Source organism: Pseudomonas sp. W4I3 (genome assembly GCF_030816195.1).
Classification (GTDB): Bacteria; Pseudomonadota; Gammaproteobacteria; order Pseudomonadales; family Pseudomonadaceae; genus Aquipseudomonas.
The window spans coordinates 3,615,992-3,631,141 of the sequence record NZ_JAUSXS010000001.1 but is presented as its reverse complement, the minus strand read 5'-3'; the positions used below and the strand labels follow the sequence as shown (position 1 = coordinate 3,631,141).

Here is a 15,150-nt window from a genome sequence, read left to right as displayed (position 1 = left end):
ATGCGCATAGCCTTGAACCCATGTTTTTCAATGCTGTGGCTCAAGGTCAATGACTATGCTCGACGCACGTAAATCCCTCGATGTTTTTTCCGTGTCCACGATGGTGGTCCTGTGTCTGTTATGGGGTGGGCAGCAGGTCTTGATCAAGCTTGCCGCTCCGCAGCTTGACCCGTTGATGCAACTGACCATTCGATACGCTATCTCTGCGCTGATCCTGGGCGGCTACCTGTGGTACCGCGAGGGCGCCGGGCTGTTCGGTGACAAGACAGTCAGTGCAGGTGTCGTGGTCGGAATCCTGGTGGCGCTGGAATCGATCTTCATCGCTGAAGGTCTGCGGTACAGCAGCGCCAGCCATATCACGGTGTTTTTGTATACCGGCCCATTGTTTGCGAGTTTCGGCCTGCATTTCCTGCGCGAGGAGGAGCGGCTCAGTGGCAGCCAATGGTGTTTCGTGGTGCTGGCGTTCCTGGGCATCGTCATTACCTTCATGGGCCGGGGGGAAGATGCCCAAGGCAACACGTTGCTGGGGGACGGGCTTGGGCTGCTGTCCGGAGCAGCCTGGGGAGCCACCACTATCGCGGTACGCACGTCGGCATTGGCCAGCGCGCGGCCGGAGAAAACCCTGTTCTACCAGGTGAGTATCGCGACGCTGCTGATATTCCCGCTGACCTTTTTCATGGGCCACTCAACGTTTGAAATCGATGGTGCCGTCGTCGCAAACCTGACCTTCCAGACCTTGGTCCTGGTGCTGGGGACATTCCTGGGCTGGTACTGGCTGTTGACTAAATACCTGGCGTCACGCCTGTCCGTACTGCAGCTGTTGACGCCTGTGGCAGGCGTCGCGCTGGGTGTGGTGGTGCTCAATGATGCGCTGGACCTGTGGTTCGTGTGCGGCGCGCTGCTGGTACTGATCGGGATCCTGGGCGTCAGCGTCCTGGAGGTGCTGACCCTGCGCCGCGCAGGGGTAACGTCCCGCCTGGCGTCCGAGGCGTGATACCGCTGTTTCTACTGCCAATGGTCAAGTCGCTATGCCTATGAATGACTGCAAGACGCTTTCCAGTGTGTTGTCCACCCGTATCGGGATTCTCGGCTCCGGCCACTTGGGCGTCGCCCTTGCCCAGGCGCTGATTGCCGCCGGCTTACCCAGGGGCAATCTGTTACTCGGCAACCGGCATTCCAGGGCAGCCCAGGCCAGGCTTGAACAGGCCGGGCTGGAAGACCGGTATGCCGATAACCAGCGAATCGTTGATGAGTCGCAACTGATCCTGCTGACGGTAAGGCCGCAGGATTACCGGGCTCTGGGTGGGCTGCAGCTCAAAAGCGCCACAGTGCTGGTCTCGTTTATCGCCGGTTTGCCGGTTGAGCGCATCAGGTCCCTGTTCCAGCCGCCCCCCCAGGTCATCCGCGTGATGGTCAGTGCCCCGGATACGATTGCCGGCGCCTGCGCCATCGGTGCACGTTACGGAGCAGATTCAGTGTTGGTTGATACGCTGCTACGCCAGCTGGGGATCGAACTGATTAACCTGCCCTCGCAAGCTGAATTCGACGCCTTCACCGTCTACGGGCCATGCCTGCCGATTGTATTGACCTACTGCGAAAGCCTGGCCGTAAGTGTGTCCCAGGAAGCCATCGCCAGCGGCGCCACGGCCTGCAACCTCCCGCCCTGGGGCAAGGTGATTGCCTGGGCCAATGCTGTAAGGCCACGGGGGCTGGATGACCGCGCCCGGCGCGACTACCTGCACAGCGCCACCACGCCCGGTGGCGTCACGGAAGCGTTGCTGGATGCCGTAGGCGAAGGCTTGGCCCTGTCCGACTGCTTCCGGGCCGGCATTGCGCGCAGCCAACGGCTGGCAAGCTGAGCCGGCGAATACCCAGGCGACACCTTATCGAGGATCGACAATGAAACGTACGGCAGAGGAAAGTGCATTGGTGACGGCTTCCCACAGACTCAATGGTGAAAAGGAAGTGCTGCGCGAGTTCTACGATGAGTGGGCAGAAGGTTATGTGGAGACGGCCTTTGGTGAGGAATATGTCGGCCATTGGGTTTGTGCAAAGTTGCTGGATGTGGTTGCCCACGCGTTGGTCAAACCGGGCGGGCCGCACAGTGCGCGCATTCTTGATGCCGGCTGTGGTACCGGATTGGTAGGGGAGCAACTGGCTGGAATCGGCTACGGCGATATCGATGGCGTCGACCTGTCCGCGGGCATGATTGAACAGGCGCGCAAAACCAACGCTTACGGCCGGCTCACGGCCGATATCGACTTGAACGCCCGCAATGTCGCCATCGCGGACGATCACTATGACCTGGTGGTGTGCTGCGGCGTGTTCATCGACGGGCATGTGGCCATCACTGCACTTGATGAGCTGCTGCGTGTTGCGCGCAGCCCTGGCTACCTGATCGTCAGTACGCGCCAGAGCTACCTGGACCATGAGCCTTTTGTCGCCCACGTCGAGCGCCTCGTGGCAGACGGCAAGGTACGCGTGGTCCTGCGTATTGAGCGGGGCAATTACATCAACGTCGACACTGCCGATTATTGGGTGATTGAGAAAACACGCTGATCGACGAATGCATTCAGGAGCTCAGCGAGCGGCTTCCGTGGCGGCTGCTCGGTAATATATTTAACGTGCGCTTGAACCCAGCCCTGGGGAGAAGCGGTTTTCTTTGCCATGTAGCCAACACTTCAGGCGTCAGCACTTGGAAGGGGATTTGCCGACCTTGCTCGACGCCCTTACCTTCAAGTAGAGACCAGGGACTTGGCCATCGGCGTGTTTGCCTGGTTCGGTCAGCGAGCGGATCAAGGCATCTCTGAGTTTTCGTTTGAAAACAACCGCGTTATCTGGGGGTATCGGTGGAGGCACCCTTTTTAAGGAACCGAAATTTGCCCTCAATTATGCCCCAGGAGTCGTGGAATCCCCTGAGGTTCTCAGACAGTCCTGGATTGGATAGGGCAATTAGGGTTGTTCGCGAACCGGAATCCAGTCGAAAAAATCTTCGGATGCAAAGCCGACGCTGCAGTTGGCGTCGAACCGCTCGTTGATTCTGATGAGCGTCATCCGCTGAGCCTCTTGTAGTGAGGTCGGGAAGAAAGCACCACCAGGTTCGCTGTGCATGAAGAAGTCGCCGAGCTTGGCTCCGCAGTTTTCGCAGTGATTCATCAGGTAACCGAAAGCAACCATTCACGTACGACGGAAAATTGCTGAGAGCGGCTGTCAGACCACGACTGCCTGTGTGTCAGATATCGCAGCAAGGCAGACAAGGAGCTGCGCCTACTGAATTTTTGCTCTTTACCGTTAGCAGCCTTTGTCCAACTAGAGGTCTGGTAAAGCCTGCTGGCCCTCTGGAGTGAGCAGCCGACTTTTGGCAGCGTTTTGAAAAGCGTCGGAGCAATACCTGAATTCAGCTTGGCGACTTACACTTGAAATATTAATTGCACAGGAGGTATCACTCGGTTGCTCACGCACTTGGGCAGATGAGAGCATCTCATCGGCCTACCTTTACCCCGCGGTGTGTGGGAACAACAACGGGTGACTTTTCTAGAAGGGAACTGTTGGACCTCAGGCTGGGGGCATCCTTTTCAAACCATCCAACGTATGCCCTCAGATGTGCCCCCAATGTAGCAATCTACCGGAAGTGAATGGAACTGCATGGTTTGTGGAAAGGCAGAAATGATCAGCTAAACAGCCCACCCGACGACGCCTAAAGACTCTCAGGGTCGCCAAAAAACATCTGAATCCGCGACCTCAACCACCGCTCCCCCGGGTCATTATCCTGCGACCCACGCCACGCCATATGCAGCTCAAACGAACGCACCGGCAGCGGCGGGTCTTCCGCTCGCAAGCCACCGGCTGATGTCAGCGCTTCAGCCGCGTAATCCGGCACGGTGGCGAGGATATCGGTGCCGGCCAGCAGCGTTCCAAGGCCATTGAACTGCGGAACGGCCAGCACCACGTGGCGTTTGCGGTCGAGTTTTTCCAGCTCTTCATCGATAAACCCGCTCAGGTCACCGGCAAAGGACACCAGGGCGTGCGGGCGGGAACAGAAGTCGTCCAGGCTCAATGAGCCCGGCACGCTGTCGGCGCGCAGCAGTTTCGGCAGGCTGCGGCGCAGTACTTTGCGCTTGGCGTTGGCCGGCAGGTCGGCGGTGTAGCTGACGCCGATGGAGATTTCGCCTGAGGCCAACAAGCCGGGCATCAGGATGTAGTTGACGCGACGCACCACCAGCACGATGCCGGGGGCTTCGGCGCGCAGGCGTTTGAGCAATTGCGGCAGCAAGGCGAATTCCACGTCGTCGGACAGGCCGATGCGGAAGACTGCGGTGCTGGTGGCGGGATCGAATTCGGCGGCGCGGCTGACGGCGGTGGAGATCGAGTCCAGGGCCGGGGAGAGCAGGGCAAAGATTTCCACGGCGCGTGCCGACGGTTCCATGCTGCGCCCGGTGCGTACGAACAGCGGGTCGTCGAACAGCCCGCGCAGACGTGACAAGGCGGCGCTGATGGCCGGCTGGCCGAGAAACAGCTTCTCGGCGGCGCGGGTCACGCTGCGCTCATGCATCAGGGTTTCGAATACGATCAAGAGGTTTAGGTCGACACGACGCAGGTCGTTACGGTTCATCTTGTGTCCTGGAAGAGTCAGCGAACTTGACGAGAGCGGTCATATCAAGAACCTCCAAGGCTCCGTTCAGAAGCATGACCGGCATGAATCTTACGGGGAAAGGCTGGTACTCTGCACCGGATAATTGAGTTTTCCTACGCAAGCTGAGGTCTATTCCTCAGAAGCGGAATCAATGACAGGCATGTCGACTATTAATGGCGACCGGTGGTCTTAGCGGGAAAGCCCAGATAGAGTTCATGGCATTAGAGGTTACTTTGACGAGGTTTGCGATGTCCCGCACGATTCGTTTTCACAAGTTTGGTCCGGCCGAGGTGCTCAAATGCGAAGAGCATGCAGCCGCGCAGCCCGCACCGGGCGAAGTGCAGGTGCGTGTCGACGCGATTGGTATCAGCTGGTACGACATCCTGTGGCGCCAGAACCTGGCGTCGTCCCATGCACGCCTGCCGTCGGGCCTTGGTCATGAAATGGCCGGTGTGGTGGTTGCCTTGGGCGATGGCGTGGACGACTTGGCGGTGGGCGATAAGGTCGCCAGTTTTCCCGCCGAAAGCCCCAATGACTACCCGGTGTACGGCGAGCAAATCGTCCTGCCCCGTTCGGCCCTGACCCGTTACCCGGACGTCTTGAGCCCGATTGAAGCGAGCGTGCACTACACGCCGCTGTTGATTGCCTACTTTGCCTACATGGACCTGGCGCGGGTCAAACCGGGGCAGTTTGCCTTGGTGACCGATGCCAGCCACTGTGCCGGGCCGTCGTTCGTGCAGCTGGGCAAAGCCTTGGGTGTGCGGGTGATCGCGGCGACCAAGGACAGTGCGGAGCGGGATTACCTGCTGTCTCTCGGCGCGGAAAAAGTCATCGTTACCGAAGAGCAGGACCTGCTCATGCAAATCAACAAAATCACCGATAATCGCGGCGTTGATGTGGTGTTCGACGGCCTGGGCGGGCCGCAGATGTCACTGCTCGGTGATGTGCTGGCGCCACGTGGCAGCCTGGTGTTGTACGGCCTGCAAGGCGGTAACCAGACACCGTTCCCGGCCTGCGCTGCCTTCCAGAAGAATATTCAGTTTTTCGTGCATTGCATCGGCAACTTCACCGGTAAGCCGGAGTTGGGCATCATCCAGGACCAGGTCGCATTGCAGCGCGCCTTGCGGGATATCAACCAACTGACTGCCGACCGGGTACTGGTGCCGCTGAAAACCACGGTGTTTCCATTCAGTCAATTCGTCGAAGCGCACCGCTATATGGACGAATGCCCTTGCCGCGAACGAGTTGCGTTGCAGGTTGAAGCTGTTTGAGCTGTAGGAGTATTCGCAAATGCATACTCCAGCGTCTGCGCAGATGCAGCAGATGCGCCATTTGTCAGGGCTTAACCCACCCCAGGGTTGAGCCGCTCCGAGGGCGCTGCGCCCCGCAAACCATACCTTTGGCCCCTACGCCGCCCTGAAATCCAGCGCGGCGCTGGTGTGTGGTCGTGACCGAAGTTTGTGCCGGGGATCATCTGAACTGCTTTCCTGCGCTGTTCTGTATCTATTAATCATTATTTGAGTGCCGATAATTGTGGCTTAACCGTCATCTCAAGGATTGAGCAATGATTAGCTGCCCGACAAAACTTTCTAACATCGACAAACTAATGAGGCGACACCCTGTCCGCCGAAGAATAGTCAGGACACCGCGTCTTCATGCAGGAGGTCGCATTAAGTGGGTGATTTAATATTTGTCGGATTTTTCGCTAGTTAATGAGTTAGCGCGCTGTAGGAAGTTGTCGGAACATTCCTAGGGCTTGCGGCATGGCCTCCGGTGGCCGCGGATTGGCGCGTCTGTACGAGGGTTGGGTCGCTAGGCGCTCGGATGCCCGCTCCAGTCATTTTATTGCAAGGTGCTAATGTTTAATCATCCTTGCGCTCTACAGCGGAAGACAAACCCATCGATGTAATGGGTCAGGCAACGACGTCAAAGAGTTGCTTGAAACAGATATTTCAACTCAGGTAGTAGAACAATGAGCGCAATTCACGAACAAGCCATGAACTATGTTTATCAGCAAGTTCTGCAACGGTTGATGGGGCACTTCACTCGCGCCGAACGGACTGCACTTCAATTGTTGATCCAGCGAATCGTGGTGGCCGCAGGCGGCATGGAACAAGTGGGTAACTATAAAGTCCTGATCGCCCACGGTGGCGGCGAGGTCAGCAGTTATACCCTGGCACTGCTGCGCGCGGCGCAGTTAAGCATCGCAGGCCGTGCGCCCAAGACCTTTCACCTGCGGGTCGCGACTCTGCGGCATGCAGGAATGACCCAGGCGACACTCGCCAGCCTGAACGAAGGCTACAACGCGCTGTTTTTCCACGATGACCCTCGTGTGGAACTCTTGATGGTCGAGAATCAGGAGGTGCAACCTTTCAACCACCAGCGGCCGGCCTCCAGCGTCGGTCGTGAGGTGAGCCAGCGCAATATGCTGATGATCGGGCACCTGACTTCCGGCGATGTCCGTGCAACGCTGTGCAACGACACTTACCTGGCCCTGGGCGACTTTTACCAGCGTGTGAGCACGTGGAACGGCGGCGTACATGCCATGGTCAGCGGCGACTCTGCGCGCAAACAAAGCCAGTACCTGGCCTGGCTCAAGCGCTCGGCCCTGGACGCGGGCGTCATGGTTGCGCCGCGCCGGCCAGCGTCGCTCAATATGTTGTTTGCACGCATGGAAGAGTGGAGCACTGGTTGCTACCGCGACCTTTATGGCGAGCAATACGTGGAGGCCGAGCGGCTAGGGCGGGGCGCACATCGCCATCTGGCTTATATCGGGGTTGCTGATCTGCTTGACGAGGTCGACGTCACCTCGGCAGCGCTGCTTACCGAGTTTCTAGCGCACAAACCGGACCCGTTCGACTTTCACTTCAGTCATCCAGACTACCCCAACCCGTTGCTCATGGCGCACCTGCATGGGTTACAGGCCCAATGCCTGCGTGAGCTGTCCTATGAGGAAGGCGTCCAGGCATTCGTGCGGCAGGCGAGGGACGTAATGGGCCGCCGACAAATCCCAAGCGCCCTGATCGATGAGATGGGCGGCAATGATGGGCGCGTGTTGTCGACGACCTACGCCCAGGAGTTCTTCGGCCTGGACGAGGGCCAGCTGACTTGCCTGCTGTTTTCACCCTTCATCCATCATGGCGAGCGCCTGGAGGGTTACCTGCGTCAATGCCACCCTGGCATGCTGGTGGGGCTTCCCGAATTGCACAAGGCGCTGCAGGGTAAGCCAGTCGCGGACATGTTGCAGCAGTGGCTGATCGACACCAGCGGCTTGCCATTGCCCCTGCTGCAGCACCTGTACCGCAAGCGCGTGCAGCAGACGAGCCGTGGCAGCCAGGCGCGCAAACAGCACGGGGTGCGGGCGCAAGCGCAAATCGCGCAATTGTCGGGACGTTGACGGCGTGCCTGTACGTGCAACACCGGGTGGACGTTCATGAAACTGCGAGGGGAGCGGCAAGCGGACTTTGCCTACCAGGCGGTGTACCGCTACATGATCAACCTGATCGACGAAGTCAGCCTTGAAAAGCCGGTAAAGCTGCCTTCGCTGCGGCAGCTGTCGACTCGCTTGAAGGTGTCGATCTCGACGATTCAGTACGCTTACTCGATATTGGAAAAAGAGGGGCGGATCTACTCAGTGGCCAAGTCCGGCTACTTTGCCTGGCCCGTGGCCGCCAACGCGCAAATGCTGACAAGTGGGGACTTGCTTGAGCGCCTTTATGCGGCCGCGCGGCGTCCGGCCATGGTGGTGCTCAGTGGCGATGAACCGGCGCTGCTCGGCTCACTGGATGGCGCATTGCTTACGCTGGAGCGCCAACTGATCCGCCGGCACCCCCATCACTTGCAAACCCACTCGCAACCCTCTGGCGTCTGGGAACTGCGCGCGGCGCTGGCGGCACGTTACACCTCGTCCCCCACACGTTGCTGGCAGGCGGATGAGGTGTATATCGGCGCCGACTTGCGCGGTGTCCTGGAGATCCTGATTGACGTGCTGGGCCTCAAGGGCACGGTGGTCGTGACCGAATCACCCTGCGATTACCTGGTCCTGCGCCTGTTGCAGGGCGCCGGCGTGCGCGTTATCGAGTTGCCCTGGCACGCCGATGGCCGCTTCGACTTGGGTACCTTTGAACACCTGCTCAGCCATGAGCCGGTGCATCTGGTGCTGCTGTCATCGGTGGTGAGCATGCCATCGGGCAACGTACTGTCGGTTCAGGAACGATTGCAGGTGGCGCAGCTACTGGACCGATTCGGCTGCTGGTTGCTGGAGAACGACACCTATGGCGAATTGAGCTTCGTACCGTCCCCCGCAGCCCTGCGACAGATGGTCAACCCTGAACGGCTGATCGTGTTCTCCTCGTTCGAGAAGGCCCTGGGCCCTGAGGCACCCTTTGGCTTTGTACTGTCGCGTCAACTGAGCCGTGAGTTGCAACGCCAATTTGCGTTGCGCGCATTCCGGTTATCGTCGATTCGTCAGCGCGCCATTGCTCGCTTGTACGAAAACGGGCGGATTGACCAGCACGTGCAGACGCTCCAGCAACGGCTGCGCGAGCAAGCGCAGGCCATGAGCCAGCGCCTGGACGCCCATCTGGAGGGGCAGGTGAGCTACCGAATGCCGGTCGCCGGTGCCAGTTTCTGGTTGCAGTCGATGGCGGCGGTGGATATGCGCCGCGTGTTCCAGCGTATGGTCACGCAGCACGTGGTGATCGCCCCCGGCGAGCTGTTCAGCCTCAGCGGTCTGCATCACCAGCAGGTGCGCCTCGGTCATGCGTTCAGTGGTCATCCGAACCTGCACACTGCTCTGGATGCATTGGCCGAGGCGCTGCAACAGTCACAGATCTGAAGCGTATGAAATTTCTGTATCGGTTGTTGGATCGATACCGTCGCGCAGTAGTCCAAGTCACCGTAAACTATCATTTTTCCGAATCCTTATCTTTTTCGAGGTTTATGCATGACTATCAGTCCTTTTGCGGGCAAGCCGGCACCAGCCCAGTTGCTGGTGGATATCCCGCGACTGGTCACGGCCTATTACACCGGCCAGCCTGATGCAGCGATCTCTACCCAGCGCGTCGCGTTTGGTACCTCCGGGCACCGTGGCAGCTCGTTCGAACTGAGCTTCAACGAGTGGCACGTGCTCGCGATCAGCCAGGCTATCTGCTTGTACCGCGAAGCCCAGGGCATCGACGGCCCATTGTTTGTCGGCCTCGACACCCACGCGCTGTCAACACCGGCCGGTGCCAGTGCGCTGGAAGTGCTCGCTGCCAATGGTGTGCATGTGATGCTCGCCGAAGGCGATGAATACACGCCGACGCCAGCGATTTCTCACGCGATCATCTGCTATAACCGTGGCCGCACCAGCGGACTGGCCGACGGTATCGTCATCACGCCATCCCACAACCCACCGCAAAGCGGCGGCTACAAATACAACCCGCCCAACGGCGGCCCTGCCGACACCCATGTCACCAAGTGGATCGAAGCCAAGGCCAACGAACTGCTGGCCAACAAGCTCGCCGGGGTCAAGCGCATCACTCACGCCCAGGCGCTCAAGGCCGATACCACCCACCGGCACGATTACCTCAACAGCTACGTGGCCGACCTGATCAATGTGATCGACATGGATGCCATCCGCAGCGCCGGCTTGCGCCTGGGCGTTGACCCGCTGGGTGGAGCAGGGGTGCGCTACTGGTCGGCAATTGCCGAGCACTACCGCTTGAACCTGGACGTGGTCAACACTGACGTCGACTCGACCTTCCGCTTCATGAGCGTCGACTGGGACGGCCAGATCCGCATGGACCCGTCATCCAGCTACGCCATGCAAGGGCTGATCGGCCTCAAGGAACGCTTCGATGTGGCGTTTGCCTGTGACCCGGACCACGACCGTCATGGCATCGTGACCCCGTCCGGTGGGCTGTTGGCGCCGAATAACTACCTGGCGGTGTCCATCGATTACCTGTTCCAGAACCGTCCCGACTGGCGCGCCGATGCGGCGGTGGGCAAAACCGTGGTCAGCAGTGGCTTGATCGACCGCGTTGCCGCGCGCATCGGGCGTCGTTTGTACGAAGTGCCGGTGGGCTTCAAATGGTTTGCTGATGGTTTGTTCGAAGGCTCGCTGGGCTTTGGTGGCGAAGAAAGTGCCGGCGCCTCGTTCCTGCGCAAGGACGGCACGGTCTGGAGCACCGACAAGGACGGTCTGATCCCAGCCTTGCTCGCCGCCGAAATGACCTCGCGCAAAGGCCAGGACCCGAGCCAGATCTATCGCGGCCTGACCGACGCGCTGGGCGAGCCCTTTGCCACCCGCGTCGATGCCAGGGCTACGCCAGCGCAGAAAGCCCTGCTGGGCAAACTGTCGCCGGAGCAGGTCACCTCGACCCAACTGGCCGGTGAAAGCATCCAGCAGATCCTCAGCCATGCGCCAGGCAACAATCAGGCGATCGGCGGTTTGAAAGTCATGACCGAAAACGGCTGGTTCGCCGCGCGCCCATCGGGCACCGAGGACATCTACAAGATCTACGCCGAGAGCTTTGTTGGCGAAGATCACCTCAAGCAGTTGGTAGAAGAAGCACAAGTACTGGTGGACCGCGCCATCTCCGAGTAACAACGCAAAACCCAATGTGGGAGGGGGCTTGCTCCCGATGACGGTAGCTCAGTCGATATCATCATTGACTGACCCACCGCTATCGGGAGCAAGCCCCCTCCCACATTAAATACCAGCAAGGCTTGAGATCAGGCCAGGTCGACCAGCACAATCTCACTGTCTTCAATCGCCGTCACCCGCAGCACCTGCTCATCGGCAACCGCTACACCGTCTCGCGCTTGCGCACGCAAACCATTGACTTCAATCACCCCCGTTGCGGGCACCAGGTACGCACGTCGTCCACTGTCGAGGCGGTACTCGGCACTTTCGCCTGCCTTCAGATTGGCCGCCACCAGGCGTGCGTCGGCCCGGATGCGCAGGCTTTCAGCGTCTCCGGCCTTGCCACTGGCCAGTGTCACGAAACCTTCTCGCTCACCCTGTGGAAACGGCTTGGCTCCCCAGGAGGGCGGCAACCCCGCCTCATTCGGGATGATCCAGATCTGAAAGATCTTGGTCGGCGTGGCTTCCAGGTTGTATTCGCTGTGGGCGATCCCGGTGCCGGCGCTCATCACCTGTACATCACCGGCCTCGGTACGGCCCTTGTTGCCAAGGTTGTCGGCGTGACTGATCGCGCCTTCACGCACATAGGTGATGATTTCCATGTCGCGGTGCGCGTGCTGTGGGAAGCCACTGCCCGGCGCAATGATGTCGTCGTTCCACACCCGCAGATTGCCCCAGTGCATACGTTCGGGGTCATGGTATTCGGCGAATGAAAAATGGTGATGGGCGTCGAGCCAGCCATGGTGGGCGCCGCCCAGGGTGTTGAAGGGTCGAAGTTCAAGCATGATCGTCTCCTGTTGATGGCCCTATGATCCAACAGTGCATGATCGATAAAAAGCGTAAAAAATGCCTGATTCCTATCCATTTATTCGATGATAAATAAGGGCATTAACATTCACTTCATCGCCTAACTGCATGACATCAAAGCATTTGGCTGGAACTGAGCGGCGATTCCGGCGACCATGGCGCACCGTTAGAACCAAGCTCATCGCAGGAGTCCGCGTGCCGCACCCACAGCCTGATCTGCCCCCTGAACTGCGCCCTCTGGCTGAAATGCCGTTGTTGAAACGGCTCGCCGCGCGCCTGTTCGGCCACGGCCTCACCCGTTTGCGCGCGCAGCACCGGTTCTCCTGGCTGCATGGCCAGGCCGACGGTTTTCGCAGCGGGCACGAAGCAGGCGTGGAGTACGGTTACCGCGAAGGCAAGGCAGAGGGGGTGGAGGAAGGCCGACAGGTCCTGCTGATTCGCGATTTTCGCAGCGATGAACACCGTGCTCCCGGCATTGATGACAGCCTGTTCGACGATTGGCGACTGCCGCTCACCCCTGAAATCAAAAAGCGCATGAAGGCCGACGTTGCACGTTTATTGCCTGCCCACGCCCAGCCCAGCGTCGCGCAATGGAAGATGATCTTCAGCGACACGCCGTCCACCTCGGTAATTGCCGGTGCCGGCGCGGGCAAGTCGACCTCGCTGGTGCTGCGCATCCTGCTGCTGACCCATTACCTGGGCTTTGAGCTGAGCTCAATGACGGTGGTGACCTTCACCCGTGAGTCGCGCAAAGACTTCATCAACAAGCTCATGGAAATCCTTACCCTGTGGGGCCAACCCCTTGGCCAGAAAGAAGCCCAGGCGGTGGTGCGCACCTTTCACTCGCGCATCCTGCCGATGGTACGCAGCTTGCCGGGCTTTGAGCGACTGCAGGCGTTCGAGAACCTCAGTGCCGGGTTCGAAGACGCTGACAGCAACCCGTTCGACCTGCGCATCAACGACGCCCAGCGCCAACAGATGAACGCCTGCTATCACCGTTTGCACGGCAGCCATGCGCGGTTTCGCGAGCTGATCGCACCGCTGGCGCGCCACGGGCTGCAGCTCAAGGAGCTGGAGCGCGATCATCCGGATGTGCAGAAGCGCGCAGCGGTAACCGAACTGGCGGCCAAGCGCGATGAAGAACTCTGTGACGTCATCGAGGATCTGTGGTTTCGCGCCGGTGCCTGGCCAATCGCGGGTATCGAGCCGAGCCGGCAGCGGGTCGAGATCAACGGCGCGCAGTTCCACTGCCATGGCTATATCCCTGAGCTGGATGCCTGGGTAGTGCTGGGCTTTGATCCGCGGGAAAACGCCCAGATCAGCCGACCGAATTCCAAGTTGTCAGTGCGCGCAGAGTGGGCGGTAAAGCGCACCCTGTTTCAAGCTTTCTGTCGTAAACCTTTGATATGGTTGGATAGCTACGAAACTTCAAGAAAAGTGTTAACTAGCTTGGCAGGCGATGCCACGGCAGGGCCTGGGTTCGATTACAAGGTCAAGGGTGAGCTGGCTTCGGCGCCGCTACTGGACAGCTTTGTCATGGCCGCCGGTTTTATCGAGAACCTCGGTTTGGATGTGCCGACTGCCGTGGGGGGGATGAGCTTCCCCAAGGACGACCCGGACCGCTTGTTCTTTGAAGCCCTGGGTATTTTCTGGAAAGCCCTGGAAGATCACTTGCTTGATCAGTCGCCGCCGATCATGACCTACAACCGCATGTTCTCGTTATTTGGCGAAAATACCCCGGAGAACCTCAAGCTGCTCAGTGATCCGCTGCTGCGGCCCATGTCGCACTTGATGATCGACGAGTTCCAAGACGTTTCACCGCAGATTGTCTCGTGGATTCGCGCCAGCCTGCGCGAAATCCGCAGCCGTGGCCCGGCCATGCACGTGGGGCGCGGGGCGCAGCGTTCATCACTCTTATGTGTGGGCGATGACTGGCAGTCGATCTACGGCTGGCGCGGCAGCTCGCCCCAGTACTTCATGGAATTCAACAAGGAGTTCCCATCGCCGAGCACCACCCGCGTGATGCTGGGTGAGAATTACCGCAGCCACCAACACATCATCGACGCTGCCGAGCACATCGTGCGCAGTGCCCCGGCGATTCCGGGCAAGAAGGCGAAGGCTTGCGGCGAACCCAAGGCATTGGTGCCCGTGGTAGTGCGCGAGCGCGACGACGCCGCGCTGGCGCGGCAGTTACTCGAACGCTATCAGCAGGGCGATACGGTGTTAATGTTGTATCGCAAAAGCAGCGATAAATTATTGATACAAGAGCATATTCAGGCTGTAGTTAATCTGGATTCGAGCTTGCCACCCCAGGCGCGAAGGCTGAAACAACTGACCTACCACAGCGCCAAGGGCCTGCAGGCGGATTCAGTCTTTCTACTGGGTGACTGCCAGCACCTCACCAGCTCGCCCTACAAGAACCAGGTCTACCGTATGGCGGGCCTGGGCAAGGAAGGCAACAGTGAGGCGTACGACACCGCACAAAAAGATGAAGTGCTGCGTCTGGCCTACGTCGGTATCACCCGAGCGGTAAGCCACTGCTATTGGTATGTGGAAAAGCCCGAAGGCCAGGCGGTGAATGTGCCAAGGGCGTCGGAGCGGGTGGACGGCAGGAAAGCGTTCTTTGACGATCAACGCGGTTGAGCGGGATGAACTCGATCTGAATGTGGGAGGGGGCTGCCCCCTCCCACAGTTGATCTCACAGGTTTGGGGCCTCGATCAGGCCCGCAACGACAACGGCGGCACAAAACACTCCAGCTCATCTTCCACCGCCTCGATGATGCGCTCCACATCAGCGGCGTTCATCACGGTGGCACAGGGAATGCCGGCGATAGCGATCAGCGTCTCGCCGCTGGAACGGTCGAACAGGCGGGCGACCATGCTGCCTGGGGCGTCCATACTCCCCTCGAAGCCCATCGGATGAAAATGCCAGCGCATCAACTGGCAAGCGTTGGGAAATGTCACTTTGTTCATGTTGCCTACCTTGTTCATTGAGCGCTTCCTTTAGCTCGCGGCAGGGGCCAGGGCCTTCAGTGGTCATGGCGTCGTACATTCAAAATAGCATTCGTTCGCAAGTGCGAGG

At 59.5% G+C, this 15,150-nt stretch carries 12 protein-coding genes; 8 read left to right on the top strand and 4 right to left on the bottom strand.

The annotated features are described in order from the left end of the window. Positions 1–55 precede the first annotated feature (55 nt). Genes QF045_RS16565 through QF045_RS16555 form a run of 3 tightly spaced genes read left to right on the top strand, consistent with a single transcriptional unit; the run spans position 56 to position 2,559 of the window. Positions 56–994 (top strand): DMT family transporter, encoded by a 939-nt coding sequence (locus tag QF045_RS16565; protein ID WP_306493162.1) that lies wholly within the window; start codon positions 56–58, stop codon positions 992–994. A gap of 34 nt (positions 995–1,028) precedes the next feature. Then, complete coding sequence (locus QF045_RS16560; protein WP_306493161.1) at positions 1,029–1,859, top strand: pyrroline-5-carboxylate reductase; 831 nt, start codon at positions 1,029–1,031, stop codon at positions 1,857–1,859. 40 nt (positions 1,860–1,899) lie between these two features. Continuing rightward, complete coding sequence (locus QF045_RS16555; protein WP_306493160.1) at positions 1,900–2,559, top strand: class I SAM-dependent methyltransferase; 660 nt, start codon at positions 1,900–1,902, stop codon at positions 2,557–2,559. 393 nt (positions 2,560–2,952) lie between these two features. Here the strand turns inward: QF045_RS16555 and QF045_RS16550 are convergent, their stop codons facing one another. Then, a complete protein-coding gene (locus QF045_RS16550) occupies positions 2,953–3,156 on the bottom strand; it encodes a hypothetical protein (protein WP_306493159.1) in 204 nt (67 codons plus the stop codon). 541 nt (positions 3,157–3,697) lie between these two features. Next, entirely contained in the window at positions 3,698–4,612 is a 915-nt protein-coding gene (locus tag QF045_RS16545; protein ID WP_003230110.1) for a LysR substrate-binding domain-containing protein, read from the bottom strand. Positions 4,613–4,881: 269 nt separating this feature from the next. Between QF045_RS16545 and QF045_RS16540 the strand changes: the two genes are divergently transcribed. The 4 genes from QF045_RS16540 (at position 4,882) to pgm (ending at position 11,222) form a co-directional block, all read left to right on the top strand. After that, the gene (locus QF045_RS16540) at positions 4,882–5,904 is read left to right on the top strand and encodes a zinc-dependent alcohol dehydrogenase family protein (RefSeq protein WP_306493158.1); all 1,023 of its coding nucleotides are present in this window, start codon (positions 4,882–4,884) and stop codon (positions 5,902–5,904) included. A 701-nt stretch (positions 5,905–6,605) separates the two neighbouring features. Then, a complete protein-coding gene (locus QF045_RS16535) occupies positions 6,606–8,030 on the top strand; it encodes a hypothetical protein (RefSeq protein ID WP_306493157.1) in 1,425 nt (474 codons plus the stop codon). A gap of 36 nt (positions 8,031–8,066) precedes the next feature. Beyond that, complete coding sequence (locus tag QF045_RS16530) at positions 8,067–9,470, top strand: PLP-dependent aminotransferase family protein (RefSeq protein WP_306493156.1); 1,404 nt, start codon at positions 8,067–8,069, stop codon at positions 9,468–9,470. 108 nt (positions 9,471–9,578) lie between these two features. Next, on the top strand, positions 9,579–11,222 hold the full coding sequence (gene pgm / locus QF045_RS16525) for a phosphoglucomutase (alpha-D-glucose-1,6-bisphosphate-dependent) (RefSeq protein ID WP_306493155.1): 1,644 nt from the start codon (positions 9,579–9,581) through the stop codon (positions 11,220–11,222). 128 nt (positions 11,223–11,350) lie between these two features. Here pgm and QF045_RS16520 read toward each other — a convergent pair whose 3' ends face one another. Then, on the bottom strand, positions 11,351–12,046 hold the full coding sequence (locus QF045_RS16520; protein WP_306493154.1) for a pirin family protein: 696 nt from the start codon (positions 12,044–12,046) through the stop codon (positions 11,351–11,353). Between the two features lie 217 nt (positions 12,047–12,263). On the opposite strand from QF045_RS16520, the gene QF045_RS16515 reads away from it, so the two are divergent. Then, complete coding sequence (locus QF045_RS16515; protein ID WP_306493153.1) at positions 12,264–14,711, top strand: UvrD-helicase domain-containing protein; 2,448 nt, start codon at positions 12,264–12,266, stop codon at positions 14,709–14,711. Between the two features lie 75 nt (positions 14,712–14,786). Here the strand turns inward: QF045_RS16515 and QF045_RS16510 are convergent, their stop codons facing one another. Next, positions 14,787–15,059, bottom strand: coding sequence for a DUF1652 domain-containing protein (locus tag QF045_RS16510; protein WP_306493152.1), 273 nt, complete (start codon positions 15,057–15,059; stop codon positions 14,787–14,789). Between the last annotated feature and the right edge of the window lie 91 nt (positions 15,060–15,150).